Origin of the sequence: Nocardia sp. NBC_00565 (assembly GCF_036345915.1) — a bacterium.
In the GTDB taxonomy this organism is placed as follows: Bacteria; Actinomycetota; Actinomycetes; order Mycobacteriales; family Mycobacteriaceae; genus Nocardia.
Genome location: NZ_CP107785.1, coordinates 7,842,283 through 7,866,581, shown reverse-complemented (window position 1 = coordinate 7,866,581; position 24,299 = coordinate 7,842,283). Strand labels below are relative to the sequence as shown.

Below are 24,299 nucleotides of genomic sequence, written 5' to 3'. Positions count from 1 at the left end.
GGGCGGGTGGTGCCATTCCCACCCGCCCGGAGGCGCTTTTCGCTGGATTCGCGACCTAGCCGAGTGTCAGCTCGGCATAGTCACAACTCAATTGCCCATCTGCTTCAGGATGGGGAGATCGAACTTGTCGACGAGCCACTTGTCGTCGACCTTCTTCAGGCCAGCGACGACGACGAGCTCGACCTTGCTCGGCGGCTTGTTGGCAGCCGCGATATTCACGTTCGTGGTGGTCTGGCCGATCACCACCAGAACGTTCGCGCTCTCGGTGTCGCCGGACTGGAAGCCGCACTGCATGTCGTAGGTCGACGAGGTGGCCTTGGCGTCGATGACCACGCCCTTGAGGTCCTGGCCGAGCTTGCTGAACTGGTCCCGCCACTCGCCGGTCGACGCGGCGTCCACCTTCTTGAGGTAGTCGTCGATGGTCTGCGGGTCGTAGGTGGAGATCAGCTTGCCGTATTCGCAGGCCGCCGAGGTCGCGTCGGCGTGCGCGTCCAACTCGTCGCCGCGGTTGCTCGCCTGCCGGTAGAAGACGACGACGGCGGTGACCGCCGCGACGAGCAGTACACCGGCGACGAATGCGGCGATCACCGGCACCAGCGCGCCACTACCCTTGGTGCTCCCCGCGGCGACCGGACGCTGCGCGCCCTCGGCCAACGTGTCCGTTACCTGCGTCTCGGTCGGCTTCGGAGCGGCCGCGGGTTCGGCGTCGGCCTTACCCAACTCGATCGGCTTGTCCGCGGCGGACGCGTCGACCTCGGCGTCCTGCTGCGGTGCGTCCGCGTTCTGGGCGTCCTGGTTCTCGGCGCCGGCGTCATCAGTGGACATCGATACAATCCTGCACTTTCCCGGCGCACTCGAGCGCACCGATATTGCTTTGTCGGTCCGCATCGTACGAATCTTCGCACTCTGCGGGGGAGTATTCCCGGCCGCGGATCACGCACCCTGGCCGGGGTGACTCACGTTCACCGCAGCGCCGGCGGGGTGTGTTCATTCGGATCCGCACCCGGCGGCATCTGCGCACCATTGTCCGGAACATCCGGGCGCGGTGCGTTCGCCGAACCGCGGACCTGCAGTCCGGGCGGCGGATTCTCGCAGTAGTTCCACTTGGGCACCGAACCGTCCTGGATGACCTCATTGCGGATCGGCGTGTGTTTGTACTGGCATATCGGCCGAACCCAGATATCCGCGACAGCGTAGAACTCGTTGTCGTGGGCCGGCACACCAGCGGCGGACAACCCGATGTTCAGGGAGGGGAACAGCGCCTGCAGCGCCGGAATCCGCAGCTGCGCGGCCCTGGTCATCGCCGCGAAGTTGGCCGCCAGACTGGTGATCGGGTCGGCCGTCTTGTCCAGCACCGCACCGAGACTGGTCAGCTGTCCCGGCGCCTTCTCCAGCACTGCCTGCAGTTCGCCGTTGGCATTGTTGAACTGGTCGAACAACCGGCCCGAATTGCGGGTCAGCGTCGCCAGATCCGGCTGTGCGTTCGAGGTGGTGTCCGCGATGGTGCGCAGGTTGGCGATCAGGTTCTGGGTCTGCGGCAGCAGATTGTCGAAACCGGCCATGGCCAAGCTGATGCCATTGACCATGCCGCGCAACTGATCCGGACCGCCACTGAGCGCGACATCCAAGTTGGACAGGATGACACTGAACTTATCGGGATCGACCTGAGCGATCAGTGCGCTGGAGTTGTCGAGCACCGACCAGATCGGGGTCGGCGTCTTGATCTTCTCGGCATTGAATTCGACCACCGAACCGTCCTTCAGGAACGGCGACTGCTCGGTATTCGGCCGGAAGTCGATGTACTGCTCACCGGCGCCGGAGAGCGCGCCCACCGAGATATTGGTGTCGACCGGAATCTTGTACTTCGAGTCGATCTCGGCTGTCGCGGCGATGGACTGTCCGCGATCGACCAACTCGATGGAGGTCACCTTGCCGATGCGGTAGCCGCGCAAGGTCACATCGTTGCCCGGCTGCAGACCGCCGGAGCGGTCCAAGTCAACCGTGACCGCATAAGTCGATTTCAGCGGGTTCACCCGCATGACGCTCACCAACAGGTAGGTCGCGCCGACGATGAACACCAGCACCAAGCCGATGCTGGACAGCAGCAACTTGCGCCGCATCAGTTTGCCGAGCCAACTCATCGGTGTCCCCCTTGCAGTCGTCCTTGGATGGCCTGCAAGACGGTGATAAGGCTGCCCGCCAAGTCGCTGAGATCGCGGCCGTCGAAGAACTTGCCCTGCGCCGGATCCGACAACAAGCTGAAGTTGTGGATATTGGTGACGGTGGCGTAGACCGCGAGGCTGTTACCGCGGAAGGACGCGTCGAGCGGACCGCGTATGTCGCGCAACGCATCCAATGCCGGACCGAAGTTCTGCTCGGTCTGCGACAGCGCGGTCATCAACTTGTGCACATTGTCGAGTAGATCGCTCAGCTGGTCGCTGGAGGTGTTGGCATAGTCGCCGAGCGCCGCGCTGGTCGTCGAGATCTTCTGCAGCAGATCACCGATCGCCCGGTTGTTCTCCGCGACCGCGCCGATCATCTGTGGCAGAGTGTCCGCGACCTGCCCCAACTCCGTATGTCTCGACTCGATGGTGGTGGCCAGCGAGCTGAACTGGGCGAGCACACTGTCGATCCGAGCGCTGTTGTCGTTCAAACTGCCGACCACGCCGGTCATTTCGTTGATCAGATGCGCTATCTGGTCACCGCGGCCGCCGACGATGGAGTCCATCTCCGAGGTCAGCTTGGTCAGCGCCGCGACGCCACCGCCGTTGAACAACAGCGAGACCGAGATCAACAGCTCCTCGACAGTGGCGCCCGCCGAGGTCTTGTCCAAGCCGAGGGTATCGCCGTTGTGCAGCATCGGTGCGCCCGGATCCGCCTTGGCCTTCGACACCGCGACGAACACGTCGCCGAGTGGGGTGGCCTGGCGCAGTTCGGCCGTACTGCCGACCGGAAGATCGATGTCCTTGCTGATCTTCAGATCGACAATGGCCTCGAAGTTCTTGGTCTGGATATTGGAGACCACGCCGACATCGGAGCCACCGATCTTCACCTTCGCCTGGTCGGGCAGGTTCAGCGCGTTCTCGAATTTCGCGTGCACGGTGTAGGTTTCACCGGCCGTGCCCGGCTTGGGCAGCGGCAGACTCTCCACCGTGAGACCACAGCCGGAGGTGATGGCCACTCCGGATGCCGCCGCCAGCGCGACCAGCGTGCGGCGGGGTTTCAACGTGAACCGGTCGTTCATTTGGTCATCCCCAGCAGTGCCGCCGTAATCCCCAGGTCGGGGCCGAGGTCCTCGATCTTGCCGGTCCGGCAGCCATCCGAGCGCATCTGAATCCGTTCGCAGAACACGCTCAGCAGCTCGCCGTTGAGGAAGGTCGGCAGGTTGCCGTGCAGCCGGACGTAGCCCAGCTCGCGATTCATCGACCGGTCCAGGTTCTGCATGAGCAGTGGCGTGATGTCGACGACCTCGGTGAGGCCACGGGCGTTGGCACGCAACTGATCGGTCACCTTGGTCAGTCCGGCGAGCGAACTCCCGAGCTGATCCTGATACTGCACGAAGACCGAACTCGTATTGGCCAGGAAGTCGTTGAGCTGCTGCAGCGTCGCCTCCAGACCGGGGGCCTGATCACTGAGCAGTCCGGTCAGCTGCGTCATCCGGTTGCTGAAATCACGCACGGACTGGTCGTTTTCGGACAGCATCGTGGTGAGTTCGTTCAGCTTGATGATGATGTTGGAGACCGCGTCCTTATTGTCGACACCGACCTTCAACGCACCGGAGAGCGCGTTGAGGGTGTCACGCATCTTCTCGCCGTTGCCGTTGAGCATCGGGTAGAGCACCCGGCCCGACAGCGGGCCGATGCCCTCGGTGCCCGGTTCCGGCTTCAGCGCCGCGGCGAACTGATCGATGGTCTTGAGCATCGTGTCCAGCTCGACCGGCGTCTTGGTCTTCGCCTTCGGCAGATGCGCGCCGTTGGCCATGGTCTCGCCCTGGGTGTAGGCCGGGGTGAGTTCGACGTGCCGATCGGTGACGATGGATGGCGAAACGATCGCGGCCATCGCGTCTTTCGGGATCTTGACGTCCTTGTCGATCGTCATGTGCACTTCGACCAGGGTGCCCTTGGGAATGATCTTGTCGACCTTGCCGACTTCCAAGCCGAGCACCGTGACCGGGTTGCCCTCGAAGACGCCCGCGATGTTCTCGAAGTCCGCGGTGATCGTTATGGTGTTGCCCAGTGCGCTGTTCATCGAACTCGGCAGCAGCGAGCAACTGCCGACAGCCAGCGCCGCGGCACTGATCATCAGTGGTTTGGTCACCCGCCGCAGATTCGGCCGGCGCAGGTTGATTCGCAGCAGTCTCATCCCTGGCACCCCTCGATCATGTGGGCGAAGCACAACCAGTTGTCGGGGAAGAGCCAGGGAAGGCCGACCTCACCGTACGGACCGTTGCCGAACGCGTTGTTGAAGGTGCGCACCGCCACCGGCATGGTCTGCAGCATCCGATCGAGGTTGTCCTTGTTCTTCTGCAGGCCCTCGGCCATGGTGTTCAGCTGCTCGATGGTCGGGCCGAGCTGATTGTTATTGGCCGCGCCGATCTCCTGCAGCTGGCGGCTCAACGTCGACACATTGTCGAGCAGCTGCCGCAGCAGGCCCTGGCGTTCCATCACCCGGTTGGCGATGGCCTCGCCCTGGGTGATCACCAACAGCACGCTGTTGCGGTTGTCGCCGAGGATCCTGGTAACCCGGTCGAGATCCTTGAGCAGGCCGTCGACCTCCGCCTTGCGCGAATCCATCACCTTCGCCAGCGCGCCGATGCTGTCCAGCGCCTGCGCCGTCAGCGCGGGCGAATCGCCCATCTGCTTGTTGATCAGATCCAGCGAGGTGGCCAGCTGCTTGGTGTCGAGCGCCTCGAATTTCGGGGTACCGTACTCGACCACATCGGCCAGGTTGTACGGAACCGAAGTGTTGGACAACGGAATTCGGCCGTCCTTCAGGCCGGAGCCGTCACCCGGATCGAGATCGACATAGCGCGCGCCGAGCAGCGTCGCCATCTTGATCGAGGCCCTGGCATCCGGTCCCAGCTCGACGTCGTCTTTGACGCTGAGGGTGAGCAGGATGTGCCCGCCCTCCAGCTTCGCACCGGCCACCCGGCCGCTCGGGACACCGGCCACATTGACCTTGTCGCCGACCCTGACCCCGGCGGTCTGCGCGAACTCGGCCTTGACCGTCTTCTCACCGACGCCGATCAACTTGTAGGCACTCGAGCCGATCAGCAGCACGATGATGAGGACGCCACCGATGACACCCAGCCAGAAGTAGCGGTTGCTGTTGAACCTGTCCTTGATCTTGGTCATGGGCGGCACACCGCCGACTGTCCGTTGCCGCCGATCTGGGGGAGCAGACCGCGGGGGAGCAGGATGCCGTACAGCGAGACGTCCAGCTTGCAGAAGTACGCATTCGCGTAGGCGCCGTCCTGGGTGAACTTGCCGAGGGCGGCCAGCGCCGCGGGCAGGTCGATCGCAGCTTGGTCGAGTTTGGCACCGTTGGCGATCAACAGTGTCAGCGCCGCGCTCGTCGAATCCTGTGCGGTGGCCAGCTTCGGCTGGATCTTGCCCATCATGTCGATCAGGGAGCTGGTCGCGTCCGCGATCTGCACCGTGGACGATTGCAGCGACTGGCCCTGGTCGTACAGGCCGCCGATCAGTGCCCGGGTCTGGGTAACCAGGGTCTCCAATTCATCACCTCGCTTGGCCAACCCGGACATCACGCCGCTGAGGTTGGTGATCACATCGCTGAGAATCGCGTCCCTGCGCTGGAAATCCGTGGCCAGGGTGGCGGCCTGGGTGATGAACGAGCTCAACGAAACACCGTCACCCTGCAATGCCTGGATGAAGGTCTCCGAGAGCCGGTTCACCTGTTCGGGCTGCAACACCTGGAACAGCGGCTGGAATCCGTTGAGCAGACCCGAGACGTCGAAGGACGGCTCGGTGCGCGTCAGCGGAATGGTGGCCTTGTTCTTCAACGCCGCCGGGCCGGCCGCCTTGCCCGGAGCCAGCGCGATATAGCGTTGGCCGATCAGGTTCTGGTAGCGGACAAGGGCTTTCGTATCGTCGTACACCGTCTGGTTGCGCTGCACGATGAAGGTCACGTTGGCGACCGACTTCTTGGCCTGGGTATCCCGGGTGAGCTCGATCTTCTCGACCTTGCCGACGCGCACACCCGCCATCCGGACGTCATCGCCCTCGCGCAGGCCGAGCACATCGCTGAACGTCGCGGTGTAGGTGTTGGTTTCACCCGCCACGACCCGTGCCAGCGTATTCCAGACGACCACGGTGACCAGGATCGAGACGATCGCGAACAGGCCGAAGCCGATCAGCGGTTTGCGAACGCTCATTTGGCCGCACCGCTTTCGGTCACCTGCAGGGTGCCCCCGCGCAGTACCGAACTGAGCAACAGATATTCGGCCGTCGTCGGCCGACGACCGAGCAGCGCGACGATCGCGGCATCTCCTTCGTACGAAATCGGTGCGGCCGCAGGCACTCTCGCCGGTTCGGCGGGCGCGACCGGAGCCGCGGGCTGACCGGCCGCGGGCTGAGCACCCGGTGCGGACGGAATCAGATTCGGGAACAACCCTTCCAGCGGTGTACCCGCGAACGGGCTGGCCGGCTTCGGCTCGGCCGAGGTCGATGCGAGCGGATCACCCGGCGAGGTCAGCCCCGGAATCTCCGGGAAGCCCGCGGGCAGTGGCAGTTTCGCCAACCCCTCGGCGCTCGCCAGCGAACGCGGCTGCATCGACGGCGGCAGGTAACCGGGATCGGAGACAGCCGGCGCGGTGGCACAGCTCGGGCCGGCCAGATTGCCGTAGCGCGGGCAGTCCGCCTGTTCGTAGGGCCGGTACGGAGTGAGCGTCGCGCCGGCATTCCAGACCATCTGCCGCTGCGGACCCCAGTGGAAGGTCGTACTCAACTTGCGCAGCGAGTTGTTCAGCGAGGCGATGGTGTCCGGAATCGAATTCGCGTCCGCGGCAATCGCACCGAACATATCGCTGGTGCCCGCGGTGATCTGCTTGCCGATATCGCCGTTGCGGGCGAACAGTCCGTTGACCGTATCCACCGTGCCCGCCGTCCCACTGATCAACGCGACCAGGGCGGAGCGGTGATCCGCGATGGTCTGCGCGGTCTTCACCGAACTGCCCAGCACATCGAGCAGTTCCGGTGCGGACTGGTTGAGCGCGCGGAACGAGTTCGAGAAATCATCGAGCAGCACACCGAGATTCGGGATGGACTGGTCCACCGAGGTGAGCCAATTATCCAGCCGCTCGACGGTGGAGCCGGGCATCCGGCCGCTGCCGTCCAGCGCCTGTGAGAGCGTGCCGAGTACCCGGCCGAACTGCACCGGATCGATCTTGGTGAGGATGGTCCGGACAGTGGTGAGGGTGTCCTGCAGCGCGATGGTGCCCTGGCTGCGGTCCTCCTCGATGGTCGAACCCTCGTGCAGGTACTTGTCACCCGGGCCGTTGAAGACCAACTCCACCGAGGTGACGGCGAACAGGTTGCTCGGCACCACCCGGGCCGTCACGTTCGACGGGATATCGCCCGCGAACTCCGGCTTCAGCTCGATCTGTACCTTCTGCAGCTCACCCTTGGCGGCCACCTCGACGTCCTTGACCGCGCCGACGAGCACGCCGCGGAACTTGACGTCGGCCTGATCGGGCAGTCCGTCACCGGTGGTGGTCAGATTGGCGACCACATCGACCTTGGGCACGAAATAGCCACGGTATCTGGCCATCAGAAAGCCGAGGATCAGGGCGAACACGACGAGTCCGCACACACCGGCGATCAACAGCTGCCGCATGGTGGGGCCACGCCCACTGGGATCGATAATCATCTCGTCCTACCCCGAGATCCGGATGCCGGGATTGACGCCCCAGATCGCCAACGTCATGAACAGGTCAGCGAACACCACGACGATGATGCTCATCTTGATGGCCCGACCGGCCGCGATACCAACGCCCTCGGGACCGCCCGAGGCGAAGAAGCCGTAGTAGCTCTGGATGAACGTGGTGATCGCGACGAACACCATCGCCTTGAGCAGTGAGTAGAGCACGTCCACTGGAATCAGGAACTGATAGAAGTAGTGCGCGTAGGTGCCGCTGGAGGTGCCGCCGATCAGCTGCACCGTGAGCGAGCACGAGATGTAGGCCATGGCCAGGCCGATGCAGTAGAGCGGGACGATCGCGACCATCGCCGCGAACATCCGGGTGCTCACCAGGTAGGGCAGCGGCCGGATCGCGATCGACTCGAGCGCGTCGATCTCCTCGGAGATCCGCATCGCACCGAGCTGTGCGGTGAATCGACAGCCGGCCTGCGCGGCGAAGGCCAGCGCGGCCAGCAGCGGCCCGAGCTCCCTGGTGGTCGCGAACGCCGAGATGGCGCCGGTGATCGGACTCAGGCCGAGCAGATTCAGCGAGGTATAGCCCTGGATGCCGACCGTCATCCCGCCGAACGCGCTGAGGATGAGGATGACGCCGATGGTGCCGCCGCCGACGACCAGACTGCCGTTGCCCCAGGTGACATCCGAGAGCAGCCGCCAGACTTCCTTCGGATAGTGCCGCAGCGCCACCGGAATCGAGCCGACCGACCGCAGGAAGAAGAACACCTGGTGGCCCAGGCGCGCAAGCATATCGACCGGGGCCTGCGCGGACTTCTTTATTTGCTGAAGCGGCCGCAGCAGTGGCGGTATGTAGGTTGATGACACCGGCTCAGACCACCTGTGGGGGGAGGAGAACGTTGTAGATCTGCGTGATGATCAAGTTCACGCCGAACAACATGATGGCGGAACTGACAACTGCCGAGTTCACCGAGTTCGCGACACCACCGGGACCGCCGCGGGTATTGAGTCCGGTATCACAGGCGATGATCGCCGCGAGCAACCCGAAGATCAACGATTTCACCAGTGCGACAAGAAGATCGATGGTGACGGCGAACGAGGAGAAGGTGCCGACATACGAACCTGGGGTGCCGTTCTGCGCGAAAATATTGAAAATGTAGCCGGTCAAGAATCCGACGAAAACGACGAAGCCACAGAGCAACACGCTGACCAGCATGGCTGCGCCGAGCCGAGGCGCGACCAAGCGGCGCAGCGGATCCACGCCCATCACCCGCATCGCGTCGATCTCCTCGCGGATGGTGCGCGAACCGAGATCGGCGGTGATCGCCGAACCGACCGCGCCCGCGATCATCAGCGAGGTGACCAGTGGCGCGCCCTGCTGGATGATGCCGAGACCGTTGGCCGCGCCGATGAACGAGGTCGCACCGACCTGGCTGGCGACCGCGCCGACCTGGATGGAGACGATCACGCCGATCGGGATAGCCACCAGGAGGGTTGGCGCCGCCGCGACACTGGACATGAAGGCGCATTGCCGGATGAACTCACGATAGGGAAATCGACGCCGGAATATCGCGACGAACAACTCGGCGACGGCAGCGAACCCCATCGTGATCTGTCTACCGAAGGTCTCCAATGAGCGCTTCGGATGGTCTTCCCAGTAGGCCTTCGTCCAATCGACCGCATCACTCATCCGTGACTGCGCTGGTGGACTCTTGGTCGACTGCACTGGCTAACCCCTCTCGACGCCGGAAACCAAACCCCGACGACTTGATTGCTTGACGCACCTTACTACGGAGTAGTGCAGAACACAGCATCACGGTGTGATTGCAGTCATAGTTCAGAGTCCCTGCTGGAGAACCCCTAAGAGCAGTGGCACGGAGCTTGGTACGGGCCCCGAAGTTAACCGGGATACTTCTAGAACGGGTCACAGTTCCACCCGGGTCCATCACCGGCGGATATGGCCCGTTCGGTTATTTGAGCGGATAGAATTCATCGAAAATATGTACCGATTCGAATACCGTTCGAGAACACCCTCCGCCAGCGGCCGAAACACCAATCGCGCGCATTACGATGACCACTGTTATAGAGACCAGCTATTGCCAGAAATGAGACGCTGTACCTGAAATGTCGAAAAGTGCGGACCCGCGACGCGATCGACATCAAGACAGTTGACCAATTCCAGCGATCCGCCAGCAGTCGCCGGGAAATGATTCGACCGACTCGCGACGGGTCACTGGGATACAGGACGCGCCCGGAGCCGAATACTGACACGATGGGTGCGACAGATTGATATCGTGCGGGCTTCCGACGTCTGGAGGGACATGTTCAGCAAACTCGCCAAGGTGGCCAACGCCGCCTTCGCCGTAGCTCTTGGTGCGGCGCTGCTCGCGACAGGGGCCGGGACCGCGGACGCCGCGCCGGGGCCTCCGGTCGTCGGCGGTGGGTCGGGGATCATCATCGATAACCAGTTCGAGTGCACCGTAACGACAGTCGGTTACGACGGCGCGGGTCGGTTGGTCGGATTGACCGCCGGACACTGCGGCGACCCGGGCGCTCAGGTGTACGCCGAGACTGATCGCGGCGCAGGCGTGATCGGCCGGTTCGTCTACTCCAACCACGATCTGGACTACGCCATCATCCAGTTCGAGCCGGGCAAGATCATCCCGGTCAACCGGATCGGCGGCGTCACCATCACCGGAATCGGCGGCCCTGCGCAGTTCCCGATGATCGTCTGCAAGGAAGGCCGCACCACCGGCAACACCTGCGGCATCGCCTGGGGTGACGTCTTCGGCACGAATATGGAGACCTGGTCGCAGATGTGCGTGGTGGAAGGCGATTCCGGCGCGCCGGTCGTCGTCGGCACCACACTGGTCGGCATGGTGAACGCCTACCTGGCGATCGCCTGCTTCGGCCCCGAGGTCGGCACCAATTTGAGCTCGATCATGGGCGATATCAACGCCCGTGGCAGCGTGGGCGCCGGCTTCAACCCGATCTAGTCGAGATCGACCGAACACCGAATGAGCGGGTCGAAAGACCCGCTCATTCCTGCGCCTCGCTGGCGCTCGGCTCCGGAACGAGCGGGTCCGCCCGGCTGTGCTTGTTGTTCGCTCGCTGCGCTCGCTCATTCTTTTTTACCGAGCGGTGCCAGCGCCGGACCGGCGACCCCGAACTGCGGCATGCAGTCGACATTGTCCAATGTCGGTGCGTGCCGCGGCGCGCGCAGCAGCACGGCGGCCAGCAGTGCACCGGCCACCAGCAGGCCGACGCAGATCCATATCGCGACGCCGAAGCCACGATCGAATTCGACCGGGTCACTGAGTGATCCGGAAATCCCGGCCAGACCGGGCAGCGCGGCGACGGCCAGCAGCTGGGCGGTCCTGGCGACGGCATTGTTCACCCCGGAGGCGATACCGGCCTCACTCGAGGGCACCGCGCCGAGCACCGCACCGGTGAGCGGGGCGACCAGCGCCGACAAGCCGAGTCCGAACACCAGCACGCCGGGCAGCACATCGGTCAGGTAGGTGGTGTCGGGTCCGATGCGCAGCAACAACACCAGGCCGCCAGCGGCCAGCAGCGGACCGACCGTCATCGGAATGCGCGCACCGTGCACCTGCGCCCAGCGGCCGGCCGGCGCGGAGAACACCAGCATGACCAGCGTGACCGGGACGGTGGCCACCCCCGACATCAGTGGCGAGTACTTCGCCACCAACTGCAGTTGCAGGACCAGGAGGAAGAAGACGCCACCGAGCGCGGCATAGACCGCGAGGGTGACCAGGTTCGCGGCGGTGAAGACGCGCGAGGCGAACAGCGACGGCGGCACCAGCGGATGATCACTGCGCAGTTCGATCACCACGAAGAGCGTGAGCAGCAGCAGACCCGCGACCACCAGCAGCGGCATCGAGTCGATCAGGCCGAAGGTCAACGCGCCCAAGGCCAGCGCGACCACCACCGCGCCGGGAACATCCAGTCGCGCCGTGGCATTCGGATCGCGGCTCTCCGGCACATGCTTCAGCGCGACGACGACGACAACCAGTGCGAGCGGCACATTGATGAAGAAGATGGACTGCCAGCCCGCCAGCTCGATCAGCCAGCCGCCGAGGAACGGCCCGAGCGCACCGGCGACACCGCCGAAGCCGGACCACAGCCCGATCGCCGCGCCCTGATCACGTTGATCGATGGACGAGGAGATCAGGGCCAAACTGCCCGGGGTGAGCAGCGCGCCCGCCACGCCCTGCAGCACCCGGGCCACGATCAGCATCTCGATATTCACCGCGGCGCCGCAGAGCACCGAGGCCAGCGCGAAACCGATGACACCCCAGACGAAGACCTTGCGCCGACCGAGATGGTCGCCGAGCGAGCCGCCGAGCAGGATGAACGAGGCCAGGGTCAGCGTGTAGCCGTTGAGTGTCCACTGCAGCCCCGCGACATCGGTGTCCAGGGATTCACCGATGCGCGGCAGCGCGATATTGACGACGGTGGCGTCCAGTGAGGCCACCGACGAGCCGAGGATGGTGGCCAGCAGGATCCAGCGGCCGGTGGCTGAACTCAGCCGGGGTAGTTCAGTAACGCTCACCGGCCCAACGTAACCTCCGCGAGCCGAATTTCGTGGCGGTCAGAGATTCTGGACGCAGACCACGAAATGCCGCGTCGGGTACTCGAACCCGCTGCTGCTACCGCAGACGCTGGCGTCGTCGGCGCCCTGCTCGATATTGGTGACCTTCACACCCTGGCTGACCCGTTCGGTGCAGTCGATGCGCTTGGGGTCCTCACCGCTGATATCCATGCAGCCGCCGACGACCCAATCGATATCCAGGCAGATCGCACCCTGCTGCGCGCCGTTGAGGGTTTCGAAGTAGGCGGAGTCGCGGTCGGCGACGCACTGCGAACTGGTCGCCGCCTTGCCGATCACCTTGTAGTTCGACGCCCGGCTGCCACACGAGGCCTTGGCGATGGTGGCGTTGTCGGTGGTGCCGCCGAGGGTGACACAGTCACCGACACTGGCCTGGAAGTCGGTGTTGCCGCCCTTGGACGGCGAGGTGGTCGCGGTCGGCTTGCCGGAGGACGGGCGGGCGCCGGTCGTCGGCCGCCCACTCGAAGTGGGCTTGGCGGATGAGGTTCTCGGAGTGTTGGTGGACGAGACCGCATCGATGGTCCCGTTCTGCACCGCGGGCTGGGCGTTGCCGCTGATTTTGTTGCCGCAGCCCGCGAGCGAGAGTGCGGCGACCACAGCGACCGCGGCGACGATCGCCGTCGCTAGGCGACCCGAGATCAGTTGACGAGACACTTACAGTCCTCCCGGCTGTAACGCTCCGAACTCATACCCCCGTCGGAATCCGAAGTTGATCTAGCAATACATGAAATACCACGCCATGCTTACACCACCGACCGCGCACGCGTCGAGTCGACGACGCACCACGGTGGAGAAGGTGTCCCGGTGTCGAGACATCGACCCGATCGGGCGGCAATGTCGGTTCGATCACTGCGGCGCGGCGGCAGACCAGCGGAATCGACCTTCCAGCAACCGATCTGGGTATGGTGGGGTTTCCGGCGTGAGAGGAGTTCGTCGGTGAACCTGATCAGCGCAATCGCCTGTACCACGGCCGCGGTCGGAGCCTCGCTGATACTTTCCGTAGTGGCATCAGCAACCGATGTGCATTGCGTATCCGACAGCGGGCTCACGCGCGCAGGTCGCGACCGCCGACAGTTCGGTGGTCTGCCTGGGCACGGCCGCCCTCGCCGGGAATTCGGCAACTGGCGCGACCTGCCCGACCACACCGTTCGGTCGCCGGCGAACACCAAGATCGGAGCTAGGCTGAAGTTCGGCCCAGCCAGCAAATTCGGCCCCAGCCAGCAGGAGGTGCGACCCGTGGTTTCTGCCATCCCAGCACCGGATCGACAGCCCGCCGCGCCACGGGAGATGCTCGTCGATCCGAAATTCGTCCGGCTCGCCGACCATTTCTTCGGCATGTTCACCCAGCCGACCCGCGGTGGCGGGGCGCTCGCGATCTACCTGGACGGTCGACCCGTCGTCGATATCTGGGCGGGTTGGGCGGCCAGGGATCGGCGCTGGAGCGGTGACAATGTGGCGCTCACCTTCTCCACCGGCAAGGGTGTCGCCACCACCGTGGTGCACCGGCTCGCCGAGCGGGGCCTGATCGACTACAGCACTCCGGTAGCGGCGTATTGGCCGGAGTTCGGCGCACACGGCAAGGAAGACATCACGGTGCGCGACGTACTCTCGCACCACGCCGGGCTGCATCGCGTCCGCGGCCTGGTGCCCGGCCGCGAGGGCATCCTCGATTACGACGCCGTGGTGCGCGCGCTGGCCGAGAGTCCGGCCGATCCGCGCCGGATCCGCAGCTCCGGATATCACGCCATCACCTTCGGCTGGCTGGTGGCCGAGATCGTGCAGCGGGTCACCGGGGATCCGTTCACCGAGGTGCTGCGTCGCGAGATCGCCGAGCCGCTCGGCTATGACGAATTCTGGTTCCGGGTACCGGAATCCGAGCGCTACCGGATCGCCAAGATCTTTCCGCATCTGAGCCCGCCCGGAATCCGTTGGAACACCGCGTCATCGGTGCTGTCCTGGGTGCGGCCGATCCGCGGACTCGCCGAGGCGGGCATGCCGGAGAGCTTCGACGAACTGGTCCGCGACCCGCGCGTGCACGATGCGGTGATGCCGGGCTGGAACGGCGTCTTCTCGGCGCGCGCACTGGCCAGAATGTATGGGGCGCTGGCCAACGGCGGTCGGGTCGAGGCGCTCGATCCCGTACGCGGCGGGCTCGGCATCGGGGCCGTGCAGTTACTGAAACCCGAGACGATCGAGATCATCAATCAGACGCAGCGCTCCGAAAGCCGCGACTACGTGCTCGGACTGCCGCTGAAATTCACGCTCGGCTATCACCGCCCGGTGTTGATGTCCAAGCAGCAGCCGGGAAGAGCCTTCGGGCACTACGGACTCGGCGGTTCGGGGGCCTACGCCGATCCCGAGCTCGGTATGTCGATTGCCTTCGTCACCAACCGTCTCGGCAATATGGTGACCGCGCTCGGGGATGCCCGCCTCGCCCGCATTGCGGCGATGACGGCCAATACGGTGCGGAAGGTGAAGTCGATGGGACCGGTCGAACCAGGCGCCCGGTGAGTTCGTAGCTATAGATATGGGACACGCGGGCACACCAGGCGAGGGTGGGCACGAGGCCGCACCATCGATGCCGCGCGTGCCCCGGATGGCTGTCGCGCACGCGCTGGCGGCGGGCATCGATTTCGAGCGGTATTTCCGGTGGCGACGGGCGCGCGAGGGCGACCCGTTCTACGTCCGGTTCCCCGGTTTCGGTGCGGTGTTGTTCACCGGAACCGCCGAGGGCGCCCGCGAGATCTTTCGCGCACCGATCGACCTACTCGAACCGCCGCGGCCGAATCCGATCGAACCGCTGGTCGGGTCCGCCTCACTGATCCTGGCCGCGGGCGAACGGCACCGCCGCGATCGGGCACTGCTCGCACCCGCGTTTCACGGCGCCAGGATCCGCGCCTACGGCGAACTCATTCGCGACTCCGCCGTGGGCGAAATATCCGGCAGCACAAGCGAATCCAGCCCGGCCTGGCGACCTGGCACGCGCATCGACTCGCGTGCGGCGGCCAGGGCGATCACGCTGCGGGTGATTCTGGAGGCGGTTTTCGGGGTGGACAGCCACCAGCGCCGCGCCGAATACACCGCCGCGGTCGCGGAATTCCTCACCGCCTTCTCGGGGCCGCTGATGCTGGTCCCCGCGCTGCGCCACGGGCTGTTCGGATATGCGCCGTGGGATCGGTTCGTCGCGGCCCGCGCGCGGCTGGACGAGCTGATCCTGGCCGATATCGCGCGGCGAAGGGCGGTGACCGACCGGCACCGGGGCGGCGCCGACATTCTCGGCATGCTGCTGACGACCAGCTATGACGACGGCACCTCGATCACCGATGACGATCTGTGCGAACAACTGCGCACCCTGCTCGTCGCCGGGCACGAGACCACCGCGACCAGCCTGGTGTGGGCGCTGTTCCATCTACACCGGGAACCCGAAGCGCTGGCACGCCTGCACGCCGAACTGGACTCGGCGGGGCCGGACGCCACCCCGCTCGAGCTGGCCGGTCTGCCGTATCTGGACGCGGTCTGCCAGGAGACGCTGCGGCTGCATCCCACCGTGCCGATTGTCCTGCGCAGATTGACCGCGCCGTTCACGCTGCGCGGCGTCGCGCTCGCCGCGGGCGACACGATGGGGGTCGCGGTGCCGCTGCTCCACACCGATCCTGCGGTGTGGGATCCCGCGGTGTGGTCGGATCCGGACCTGTTCCGACCCGAGCGGTTCATCGATCGCAAATACGGGCCGTTCGAATTCGCGCCGTTCGGTGGCGGGCACCGGCGGTGTGTCGGGGCGTCACTGGCCGATTACGAACTGCGGGTCGTACTCGCCACGATCCTCACTCGGGTGCGGCTGCGGCTCGCGCCGCGCTACGCGCGGGGGCGGGTGCCGCTGGCGGTGCCACACAACATCGCGACCGGTCCGCATCGGTCGATTCCATTCGATGTACTGGCGTGATGTCAGCGTGATTTATCTCACGAAGAAGTTTGGTGCTCGCTTCAACCGTCCGCCCGATCGACCCAATGGGCGCACCGAGACTCGCCGACGTGACCGGCCCATTTCACGAAAGATGGTGACCGCCAACGGCATATGTGTCGCACGACACACTTGCTGGACGGTCCGAATCAATGCGAAACACCACTGGCTTCCAACCGCATCGGGACGGTAGGAAGGACGGCAGGGGTCGGGTGCGTCATCAATACCCGTGGGGTGTTTCATGCCCACGCCGTTTTTCCGTGGGCGTTCGCAACGCCAGTCCACGACAGTCTTCGTGGGACTGCCGCGCGGGCACCACGCCGATGAGAGATCTCGCTGCGCCACCGGCGTCGTCGAGAGATGGATTGGAACGAGAAACCTATGCATGCCGCTTTGCACACCGGGACGTCGACTGCTCCTCGTCGGAGAGCGCTAGCCCGCCGACTCCGGCAGGGCGTCCTATTGTCGGCGGCGATCGCCGCGCTCGGCGTCAGCGCCGTCGCGCCCGCGCAGGCCGATCCGCTCGGCCTCGGATCGGGCTCCTCGTCGTCGCCGGTCACCGATCCGGGCGTCCAGGCGAACTTCGCGCCGCCGAGCATCAGCCCCGGCGACGGTGAGACCGTCGGCGTCGCGCAGCCGATCATCATCAACTTCAAGGATCCGGTGGCCGATCACGCCACCGCCGAGCAGGCCATCAAGATCACCTCCTCGAATCCGGCGCCCGGATACTTCTACTGGTTCAACGACAAGCAGGTGCGCTGGCGGCCGAACGAGTTCTGGCCGGCCAACACCGATGTGACGGTTGAGGCGGGCGGTACCCGCACCGCGTACAAGATCGGCGACGCCTTCATCACCACCGCCGACGACGACACCCACACCATCACCATCACCCGCAACGGGGAAGAGGTGATGACGATGCCGACCTCGATGGGCAGGACCAAGCACGAGACCCCGAACGGCACTTACTTCGTCGGCGAGCAGCTGCGCAAGATGACCATGGATTCGTCCACCTACGGCGTGCCGACCACCGATCCCGAGGGCTACAAGGTCGAGGTCGAGTACGCCACCCGCATCTCCAACAGCGGCATCTTCGTGCACGCGGCCCCGTGGTCGGTTGCGCAGCAAGGTGTTTCGAACGCCAGCCACGGCTGCCTCAACGTGAGCACCGAAAACGCCAAGTGGTTCTTCGAGAACGCCAAGAAGGGCGATCCGGTCATCGTCCAGAACACCAAGGGCGGCACGCTCAACGCGCGTGACGGCTACGGCGACTGGAACGAGTGAGGTAGCTCCCCGCCCCGTCGCGACGGGGTAATCGAAAGCCGAACATTACGACCAAAATGGACGAAAGTCCGGTCGTAATGTTCGGCTTTTGTTTCACTTTGCCGGTGCGCGGAAAGTTCAGCGTGTCGGCGCTAAGTGTTAACCGACCGTATGCTGCGGGACGTAAAGGTTCGACGGTGCGAACCAGACCGGAACGAGTGCTGCCCCAACCCAAGGGGCGTGGCCTGCGGAATCGGCCGTGGCAGGACTATGCGCTGTTCCTGGTGTTGCTCGGACCGAATCTCGCACTGCTGACGCTGTTCGTCTACCGCCCGCTGGCCGACAATATCCGGCTCTCGTTCACCGACTTCAACATCTCCGACCAGTTCGTGAACTACATCGGGTTCGACAACTACACGGAGTGGTGGGGCCGGGACGACTCCTGGCAGATCGTCACCAACACGGTGGTGTTCACGTTGGCCGCAGTGGTCGGCAGCATGGTGCTCGGCCTGGCGCTGGCACTGCTGCTCGACCGTAAGCTGTTCGGCCGCAATGTGGTCCGCTCGACCATCTTCGCGCCCTTCGTCATCTCCGGCGCGGCCATCGGCGTCGCGTTCCAGTTCATCTTCGATCCCAGCTTCGGCCTGATCCAGGATCTGCTGCACCGCATCGGCGTCGACAAGGTGCCCGACTTCTACCAGGACCCGCACTGGGCGCTGTTCATGGTGACGGTCACCTACATCTGGAAGAACCTCGGCTACACCTTCGTCATCTACCTGGCCGCGCTACAGGGCACCCGCGCCGATCTGATGGAGGCGGCCGAGATGGACGGCGCGAGCCGCTGGACCACCTTCACCAAAGTCCTATTGCCGCAACTGCGCCCGACGACGTTCTTCCTGTCCATCACGGTGCTGCTGAACTCGCTGCAGGTCTTCGACATCATCAACGTGATGACCCGCGGCGGGCCGCTCGGTACCGGTACCACGACCATGGTCTACCAGGTCTACGAAGAGTCCTTCCGCAATTTCCGGGCCGGGTACGGCGCGACCGTCGCCACCATCATGTTCCTCGTGCTGCTGGTCATCACGCTGATCCAGGTGCGCATCATGGATCGGGGCGAGCAGTGAAACATGCTGGTGTGGAGACGCTTTCGTATCGGCGTCGGCAGCGTGCGGTGACGCTGCTCGGTTACGCCGCGATGGTGTGCGTGCTGATCATCGTCGGCGTGCCGCTGTTCTGGATCTTCATCACCTCGTTCAAGGCGCGCCCGGATATCTACACTCAGCCCGCGGTGTACTGGCCGCACAGTTGGCATCCGGAGAACTACGAGGAGGCCACCACCGCACTGCCGTTCTGGACGTTCCTGCGCAATTCGCTGATCATCACCGGGATCATCTCGCTGGTGAAGTTCGTGCTCGGCGTCTTCAGCGCGTACGGCCTGGTGTTCCTGCGGTTTCCGGGCAAGACCGTGGTGTTCCTGGTGATCATCGCGGCGCTGATGGTGCCCAACCAGATCACGGTGATCTCCAACTATGCGCTGATCGCGCAGCTGGGCTGGCGAAATACCTTCCAGGGCATCATCATTCCGCTCTGCGGCGTGGCCTTCGGCACCTTCCTGATGCGCAACCACTTCCTCTCGCTGCCCTCGGAGGTGATCGAGGCGGCGCGCATGGACGGCGCCAACTGGTGGCGGTTGCTCACCCGGGTCGTGCTGCCGATGTCGGGGCCGACGATGGTCGCCTTCGCGGTGGTCACGCTGGTCAACGAATGGAACGAATATCTCTGGCCGTTCTTGATGGCCGACGACACCAAGGTCGCCACGCTGCCGGTCGGCCTCACCCTGTTGCAGAACACCGAGAATCCGAGCGTTACCAACTGGGGGCCGGTGATGGCGGGCACACTGCTGACCATGCTGCCGATTCTGCTCGTGTTCCTGCTGCTGCAGCGCCACATGATCAAAGGCCTCACCTCAGGTGCGGTCAAGGGTTAACCGAGGAGAACCAGTGTCCACTTCACAATTCCCCGCACTGTCGCGGCGCGGCTTCATCGGACTGGCCGGTGTGCTCGCCGCGGGTACCGCACTGACCGCGTGCGCGGGCAGCGGCGGTGGCGGCAAGCAGTCCGGCGACGCCAACACCATCACCTTCTGGTCGAATCACCCTGGCACCTCGAAGGAACTCGAGACCGAGCTGATCAACCGGTTCCAGGCCAAGTACCCGGACCTGAAGGTCAACCTGGTCGACGCGGGCAAGAACTACGAGGAGGTGTCGCAGAAGTTCAACGCGGCGCTCTCCGGTGGTGAGCTGCCCGATGTCGTTGTGCTCTCGGACGTCTGGTGGTTCAACTACGCACTCAACGGCACCATCGAACCGCTCGACGCGCACTTCGCCGACGCCGGGGTGAAGCTGGACGACTACATCGATTCGCTGGCCGCGGACTACGTATTCAACGGTAAGCACTACGCCCTGCCCTACTCCCGCTCGACGCCGCTGTTCTACTACAACAAGGACGTCTGGGCGAAGGCCGGGCTGCCGGACCGCGGCCCGCAGAGCTGGCCGGAGTTCGACGAGTGGGGGCCGAAGATCCAGTCGGTGGTCGGCGAGGGCAAGCTCGCGCACGGCTGGGGTGACGCCAAGAACTACCTGGCCTGGACCTTCCAGGGCCCGAACTGGACCTTCGGTGGCGCCTACTCCGATCAGTGGACGCTGAAGTTCACCGACCCGAAAACCATTGCGGCGGGCCAGTTCCTGCGCGAGATGATCCACACCAAGAAGTACGCCGGCATCAAGCCGCAGATCGCCGTCGATTTCGGCACCGGTGTCATCGCCTCCACCATCGCCTCCACCGGCGATCTGAGCGGCATCCAGAAGAACGCCGAGGGCAAGCTGGAATTCGGCACCGCGTTCCTGCCGCATCCCAACGGGCCCGGCGTCACCACCGGCGGTGCGGGCCTGGCGATTCCGGCGCGCATCTCCGATCAGCGGAAGGTGAACGCGCTCAAGTTCATCGAGTTCATCACCAATGCCGCCAATACCGCCTACTTCTCGCAGGGCACCGGATACATGCCGGTGCGCAAGTCGGCGCAGACCGATCCGAGCGAGGTCGACTTCCTGGCCAAGAACCCGAAGTCGAAGGTCGCCATCGAGCAGCTCGCGGTGACCAAGTCGCAGGATTACGCGCGGGTGTTCGTGCCGGGCGGCGACCAGATCATCGGCACCGGGCTGGAACAGATCGGTCTGCAGAATCAGGATCCGGCAACGGCTTTCGCCAATGTGGCCAGCCAGCTACAGGCGATCATCGATCGGCAGATCACGCCGAAGCTGCCCAAGTAATCAGCGAAGAGTAGGAGATCGACGCCCGTGGCAACTGTGCACTTCGACGGGGTGACGCATCGGTATCCCGGTGCGCCGACGCCGGCTGTCGACAGCCTGGAGTTCGATATCGCCGACGGGGAATTCATCGTCCTCGTCGGCCCATCGGGCTGTGGCAAGTCGACCAGTCTGCGGATGCTGGCCGGGCTGGAATCCGTTGCGGCGGGCCGCATTCTGATCGGCGGCAAGGATGTGACGGGCCTGCCGCCGCGGGCACGCGATGTGGCGATGGTGTTCCAGAGCTATGCGCTCTATCCCAATATGACCGTCGCGCAGAATATGGGCTTCGCGCTGCGCAACGCGGGAATGAACAAGGCGGACACCGCGGTTCGGGTGCAGGAGGCCGCGACGATGCTCGAACTCGAGCATCTGCTCGACCGCAAACCGGCGAAACTCTCCGGCGGACAACGTCAGCGCGTCGCCATGGGCCGGGCCATCGTGCGCCGCCCGCAGGTCTTCTGCATGGACGAGCCGCTGTCCAATCTGGATGCCAAACTGCGGGTGAGTACCCGGTCCCAGATCGCCGCGCTGCAGAAGCGTCTGGGCACCACCACCGTCTATGTCACCCACGACCAGGTCGAGGCCATGACCATGGGCGATCGCGTCGCGGTGCTGCGCGAGGGCAAACTCCAGCAGATCGCCAAACCGCGTGAGCTCTACGACAATCCGGTCAACACTTTCGTCGCCGGCTTCATCGGCTCACCCGGCATGAACCTGCTCGACGCCCCGGTCCAAGACGGCGCAGCCGTGCTCGGTAACCTGCGAATCCCCTTGCCCCGCAGCGTGACCAGCGACCGCGTCGTCGTCGGCATCCGCCCGGAGTCCTGGGAAACCACCACCGACCCCGACAATAGCCTGGCCGTCGCCGCCGAACTCCTCGAGGAACTCGGCGCCGAATCCTTCATCTACAGCCACGGCATCACCGACGAATGGAACAGCCGCTCGGGCAAGGTAGTGGCCCGCGTCGACCGTCGCTTCCAGGTCGCCCTTGGCGACCGCCTGCGCCTACGCCCCAAACTCGACGAAATCTTCTTCTTCGACGGCGAATCCGAACAGCGCCTGCGCTGAATCACCGCAGGCACTGGACGACTACCAGATCTTCACCCGCGCGTCGGGATCGAGGTAGAGGGCATCGCCGGGCTTTACCTCGAAGGCTTCGTGGAAGCTGTCGATATTGCGAACAACGGCGTTGCAGCGGAATTCGGGCGGGGAGTGCGGGTCGGTGGCCAGGCGACGGATGGCTTCCTCGGTGCGGGCCTTGGTGCGCCAGACTTGGGCCCAGCCGTAGAAGACGCGCTGCAGGCCGGTGAGTCCGTCGATCACCGAGGGCTCCGCGCCGTCGAGGGAGATTCGGTAGGCCGCGAGGGCGATGCTCAGGCCGCCGAGGTCGCCGATGTTCTCGCCGATGGTGAATTCGCCGTTGACGGTCTGGTCGTCGGGCAGCGCCTTGGGCGACAGCACGCTGTACTGATCTATCAAAGCCTTTGTGCGCTTACCGAATTCGGCGCGGTCGGCATCGGTCCACCAGTCGACCATATTGCCGTCGCCATCGTATTTCGCGCCCTGATCGTCGAAGCCATGGCCGATTTCATGGCCGATGACCGCGCCGATGCCACCGTAGTTGGCGGCGTCGTCGGCGTGCATATCGAAGAACGGCGGCTGCAGAATCGCCGCGGGAAAGACGATTTCGTTCATGCCCGGGTTGTAGTACGCGTTCACGGTCTGCGGAGTCATGAACCATTCGTCGCGATCGACCGGGCCGCCGAGCTTGTTCAGATCGCGGTCGTGATCGGCGGCGTGGCCGCGGCGGTAGTTGCCGACCAAATCGGTCGGGACGATCACGATCGCGGAGTAGTCGCGCCACTTGTCCGGGTAGCCGATCTTGGGGGTGAACTTCTCCAGCTTGGCCAGCGCGGCCGCCCTGGTATCGGGTCCCATCCAGTCCAGGTCGGCGATATTGCGACGGTAGGCCGCCCGCAGATTGGCCACCAACTCGACCATCCGCGCCTTGGCCTCCGGCGGGAAGTGTTCGGCGACATACAGTTTCCCGACCGCCTCACCGAGCAGATCCTGCACCAGCGAAACGCCGCGCTTCCAGCGTTCCCGGTTCTCCTGCGCCCCGGTGAGAGTGCGGCCATAGAAGTCGAAGCTCTGCTCGACGATCGGATCGGTGAGATAGGCCGCGCGCGAACGCAACAGCCGCCACGTCGCCCAGGCCTGCCAATCCGCCAGCGACTCACGCACCCAGGTCTGGGCGAAGGTGCGCAGGTAATCCGGCTGACGCACGACCACTTCGGCGAACAGCTCCGGTCCGGACTTCGACACGCCCCCCGCGAGCGCGGAAGTCCAAGCCTGCCAATCGAATTCCGGGTGGTCGGCGGCCAGTGCGCCGAAGGTGGTGAGGTTGTAGCTCAACTCGGCATCGCGACGTCGCACCACATCCCAGTGACCGGCCGCCAGCTTGCGTTCCAGTTCGAAGATCCGCTGACCGACCGTCGTCAGGTCGGCGGGCAGCAGTGCGGCGATCTGCGGTTCGGCGGCGGCGAGTGCGAACATGCGGCCGATGTGCTCGATGTACTTCGCGCGGATCTCGGCGAATTCGTCCTGCCGGTAGTAGGACTCGTCGGGCAGCCCGATCCCGGACTGGGTGGCGTGCACGAGGTACCGGTCGGAGTTCTTGTCGTCGGTGTCGACATAAAAGCCGAGCGCGCCGCCGATGCCGGTGCGCTGCAGCCTGCCGAGCAGCGCGGCGAAGGCGGTGCGGTCTGCGACCTCGTGGATCTCGGTGAGTTCACCGGCGATGGGCGCCAGCCCCAGCGACGCAACGGTGTCGGTATCCATGAAGCTCGAGTACAGATCACCGATCTTGCGTGCGTCGCTACCCGGCTCCGCCGCGGCGGCGGCTGTGTCTGATTTGCGGTGCTCCCGGGGCCCTGCGTGGTTACGCTCCGCTGCCTCCTCCGGGCCCGTCGCTCGCACCGCGAGATTCTGGATGATCGTCTGCACATCCAGCTCCGCCTGGTCGTACAGCGTTCGGAAGGCGCCGTCGACCGCGCGGTCCGCGGGTATCTCGTAGGTATCCAGCCATGCGCCGTTGACATGCGCGAACAGGTCGTCCTGAACGCGCACGGCCTGGTCGAGATAGGACAGATCGATACCGGAGGGACTGCTCAGATCGGAAGTCACG

At 64.8% G+C, this 24,299-nt stretch carries 20 protein-coding genes; 8 read left to right on the top strand and 12 right to left on the bottom strand.

Going from position 1 to position 24,299, the window contains the following annotated elements; translation table 11 throughout:
• Positions 1 to 87: 87 nt before the first annotated feature.
• The 9 genes from OG874_RS36245 to OG874_RS36205 all read right to left on the bottom strand — a co-directional run bounded on the left by OG874_RS36245 (position 88) and on the right by OG874_RS36205 (position 9,580).
• On the bottom strand, positions 88 to 825 hold the full coding sequence (locus tag OG874_RS36245; RefSeq protein ID WP_330251547.1) for a hypothetical protein: 738 nt from the start codon (positions 823 to 825) through the stop codon (positions 88 to 90).
• Positions 826 to 962: 137 nt separating this feature from the next.
• On the bottom strand, positions 963 to 2,141 hold the full coding sequence (locus tag OG874_RS36240) for an MlaD family protein (RefSeq protein WP_330251546.1): 1,179 nt from the start codon (positions 2,139 to 2,141) through the stop codon (positions 963 to 965).
• The gene (locus OG874_RS36235; RefSeq protein ID WP_330251545.1) at positions 2,138 to 3,244 is read right to left on the bottom strand and encodes an MCE family protein; all 1,107 of its coding nucleotides are present in this window, start codon (positions 3,242 to 3,244) and stop codon (positions 2,138 to 2,140) included. The genes OG874_RS36240 and OG874_RS36235 overlap by 4 nt, the downstream gene beginning before the upstream one ends.
• On the bottom strand, positions 3,241 to 4,362 hold the full coding sequence (locus OG874_RS36230) for an MlaD family protein (RefSeq protein WP_330251544.1): 1,122 nt from the start codon (positions 4,360 to 4,362) through the stop codon (positions 3,241 to 3,243). Before OG874_RS36230 ends, OG874_RS36235 begins: the two co-directional genes overlap by 4 nt.
• A complete protein-coding gene (locus OG874_RS36225) occupies positions 4,359 to 5,354 on the bottom strand; it encodes an MCE family protein (protein WP_330251543.1) in 996 nt (331 codons plus the stop codon). The genes OG874_RS36230 and OG874_RS36225 overlap by 4 nt, the downstream gene beginning before the upstream one ends.
• Positions 5,351 to 6,394, bottom strand: a complete 1,044-nt coding sequence (locus OG874_RS36220; RefSeq protein WP_330251542.1) for an MCE family protein — start codon at positions 6,392 to 6,394, stop codon at positions 5,351 to 5,353. The genes OG874_RS36225 and OG874_RS36220 overlap by 4 nt, the downstream gene beginning before the upstream one ends.
• On the bottom strand, positions 6,391 to 7,887 hold the full coding sequence (locus OG874_RS36215) for an MCE family protein (RefSeq protein ID WP_330251541.1): 1,497 nt from the start codon (positions 7,885 to 7,887) through the stop codon (positions 6,391 to 6,393). The genes OG874_RS36220 and OG874_RS36215 overlap by 4 nt, the downstream gene beginning before the upstream one ends.
• Positions 7,888 to 7,893: 6 nt before the next feature.
• The gene (locus OG874_RS36210) at positions 7,894 to 8,757 is read right to left on the bottom strand and encodes an MlaE family ABC transporter permease (RefSeq protein WP_330251540.1); all 864 of its coding nucleotides are present in this window, start codon (positions 8,755 to 8,757) and stop codon (positions 7,894 to 7,896) included.
• 4 nt (positions 8,758 to 8,761) lie between these two features.
• On the bottom strand, positions 8,762 to 9,580 hold the full coding sequence (locus OG874_RS36205; RefSeq protein WP_330251539.1) for an MlaE family ABC transporter permease: 819 nt from the start codon (positions 9,578 to 9,580) through the stop codon (positions 8,762 to 8,764).
• A gap of 631 nt (positions 9,581 to 10,211) precedes the next feature.
• Here OG874_RS36205 and OG874_RS36200 point away from each other — a divergent pair.
• Positions 10,212 to 10,886 carry a serine protease gene (locus tag OG874_RS36200; protein WP_330251538.1) on the top strand — a complete coding sequence of 225 codons (675 nt, stop codon included), beginning with the start codon at positions 10,212 to 10,214 and terminating at the stop codon, positions 10,884 to 10,886.
• A gap of 125 nt (positions 10,887 to 11,011) precedes the next feature.
• Here the strand turns inward: OG874_RS36200 and OG874_RS36195 are convergent, their stop codons facing one another.
• Positions 11,012 to 12,463: an MFS transporter gene (locus OG874_RS36195; RefSeq protein ID WP_330251537.1), complete on the bottom strand. Its 1,452-nt coding sequence runs from the start codon at positions 12,461 to 12,463 to the stop codon at positions 11,012 to 11,014.
• A 39-nt stretch (positions 12,464 to 12,502) separates the two neighbouring features.
• On the bottom strand, positions 12,503 to 13,174 hold the full coding sequence (lppU, locus tag OG874_RS36190) for an LppU family putative lipoprotein (RefSeq protein WP_330251536.1): 672 nt from the start codon (positions 13,172 to 13,174) through the stop codon (positions 12,503 to 12,505).
• Between the two features lie 633 nt (positions 13,175 to 13,807).
• Between lppU and OG874_RS36185 the strand changes: the two genes are divergently transcribed.
• The 7 genes from OG874_RS36185 to OG874_RS36155 all read left to right on the top strand — a co-directional run bounded on the left by OG874_RS36185 (position 13,808) and on the right by OG874_RS36155 (position 22,180).
• Positions 13,808 to 15,031, top strand: coding sequence for a serine hydrolase domain-containing protein (locus OG874_RS36185; protein ID WP_330257576.1), 1,224 nt, complete (start codon positions 13,808 to 13,810; stop codon positions 15,029 to 15,031).
• An 85-nt stretch (positions 15,032 to 15,116) separates the two neighbouring features.
• Positions 15,117 to 16,463: a cytochrome P450 gene (locus OG874_RS36180; protein WP_330251535.1), complete on the top strand. Its 1,347-nt coding sequence runs from the start codon at positions 15,117 to 15,119 to the stop codon at positions 16,461 to 16,463.
• A gap of 399 nt (positions 16,464 to 16,862) precedes the next feature.
• Positions 16,863 to 17,762, top strand: a complete 900-nt coding sequence (locus OG874_RS36175; protein ID WP_330251534.1) for a L,D-transpeptidase — start codon at positions 16,863 to 16,865, stop codon at positions 17,760 to 17,762.
• A gap of 176 nt (positions 17,763 to 17,938) precedes the next feature.
• Complete coding sequence (locus OG874_RS36170) at positions 17,939 to 18,868, top strand: carbohydrate ABC transporter permease (protein WP_330251533.1); 930 nt, start codon at positions 17,939 to 17,941, stop codon at positions 18,866 to 18,868.
• Positions 18,869 to 18,939: 71 nt separating this feature from the next.
• Positions 18,940 to 19,731 (top strand): carbohydrate ABC transporter permease, encoded by a 792-nt coding sequence (locus OG874_RS36165; RefSeq protein WP_330257575.1) that lies wholly within the window; start codon positions 18,940 to 18,942, stop codon positions 19,729 to 19,731.
• 13 nt (positions 19,732 to 19,744) lie between these two features.
• Positions 19,745 to 21,073 carry an ABC transporter substrate-binding protein gene (locus OG874_RS36160; protein ID WP_330251532.1) on the top strand — a complete coding sequence of 443 codons (1,329 nt, stop codon included), beginning with the start codon at positions 19,745 to 19,747 and terminating at the stop codon, positions 21,071 to 21,073.
• Between the two features lie 27 nt (positions 21,074 to 21,100).
• Entirely contained in the window at positions 21,101 to 22,180 is a 1,080-nt protein-coding gene (locus OG874_RS36155) for an ABC transporter ATP-binding protein (protein WP_330251531.1), read from the top strand.
• 21 nt (positions 22,181 to 22,201) lie between these two features.
• Here the strand turns inward: OG874_RS36155 and OG874_RS36150 are convergent, their stop codons facing one another.
• Positions 22,202 to 24,298: a M13 family metallopeptidase gene (locus OG874_RS36150; protein WP_330251530.1), complete on the bottom strand. Its 2,097-nt coding sequence runs from the start codon at positions 24,296 to 24,298 to the stop codon at positions 22,202 to 22,204.
• Position 24,299: the final 1 nt, after the last annotated feature.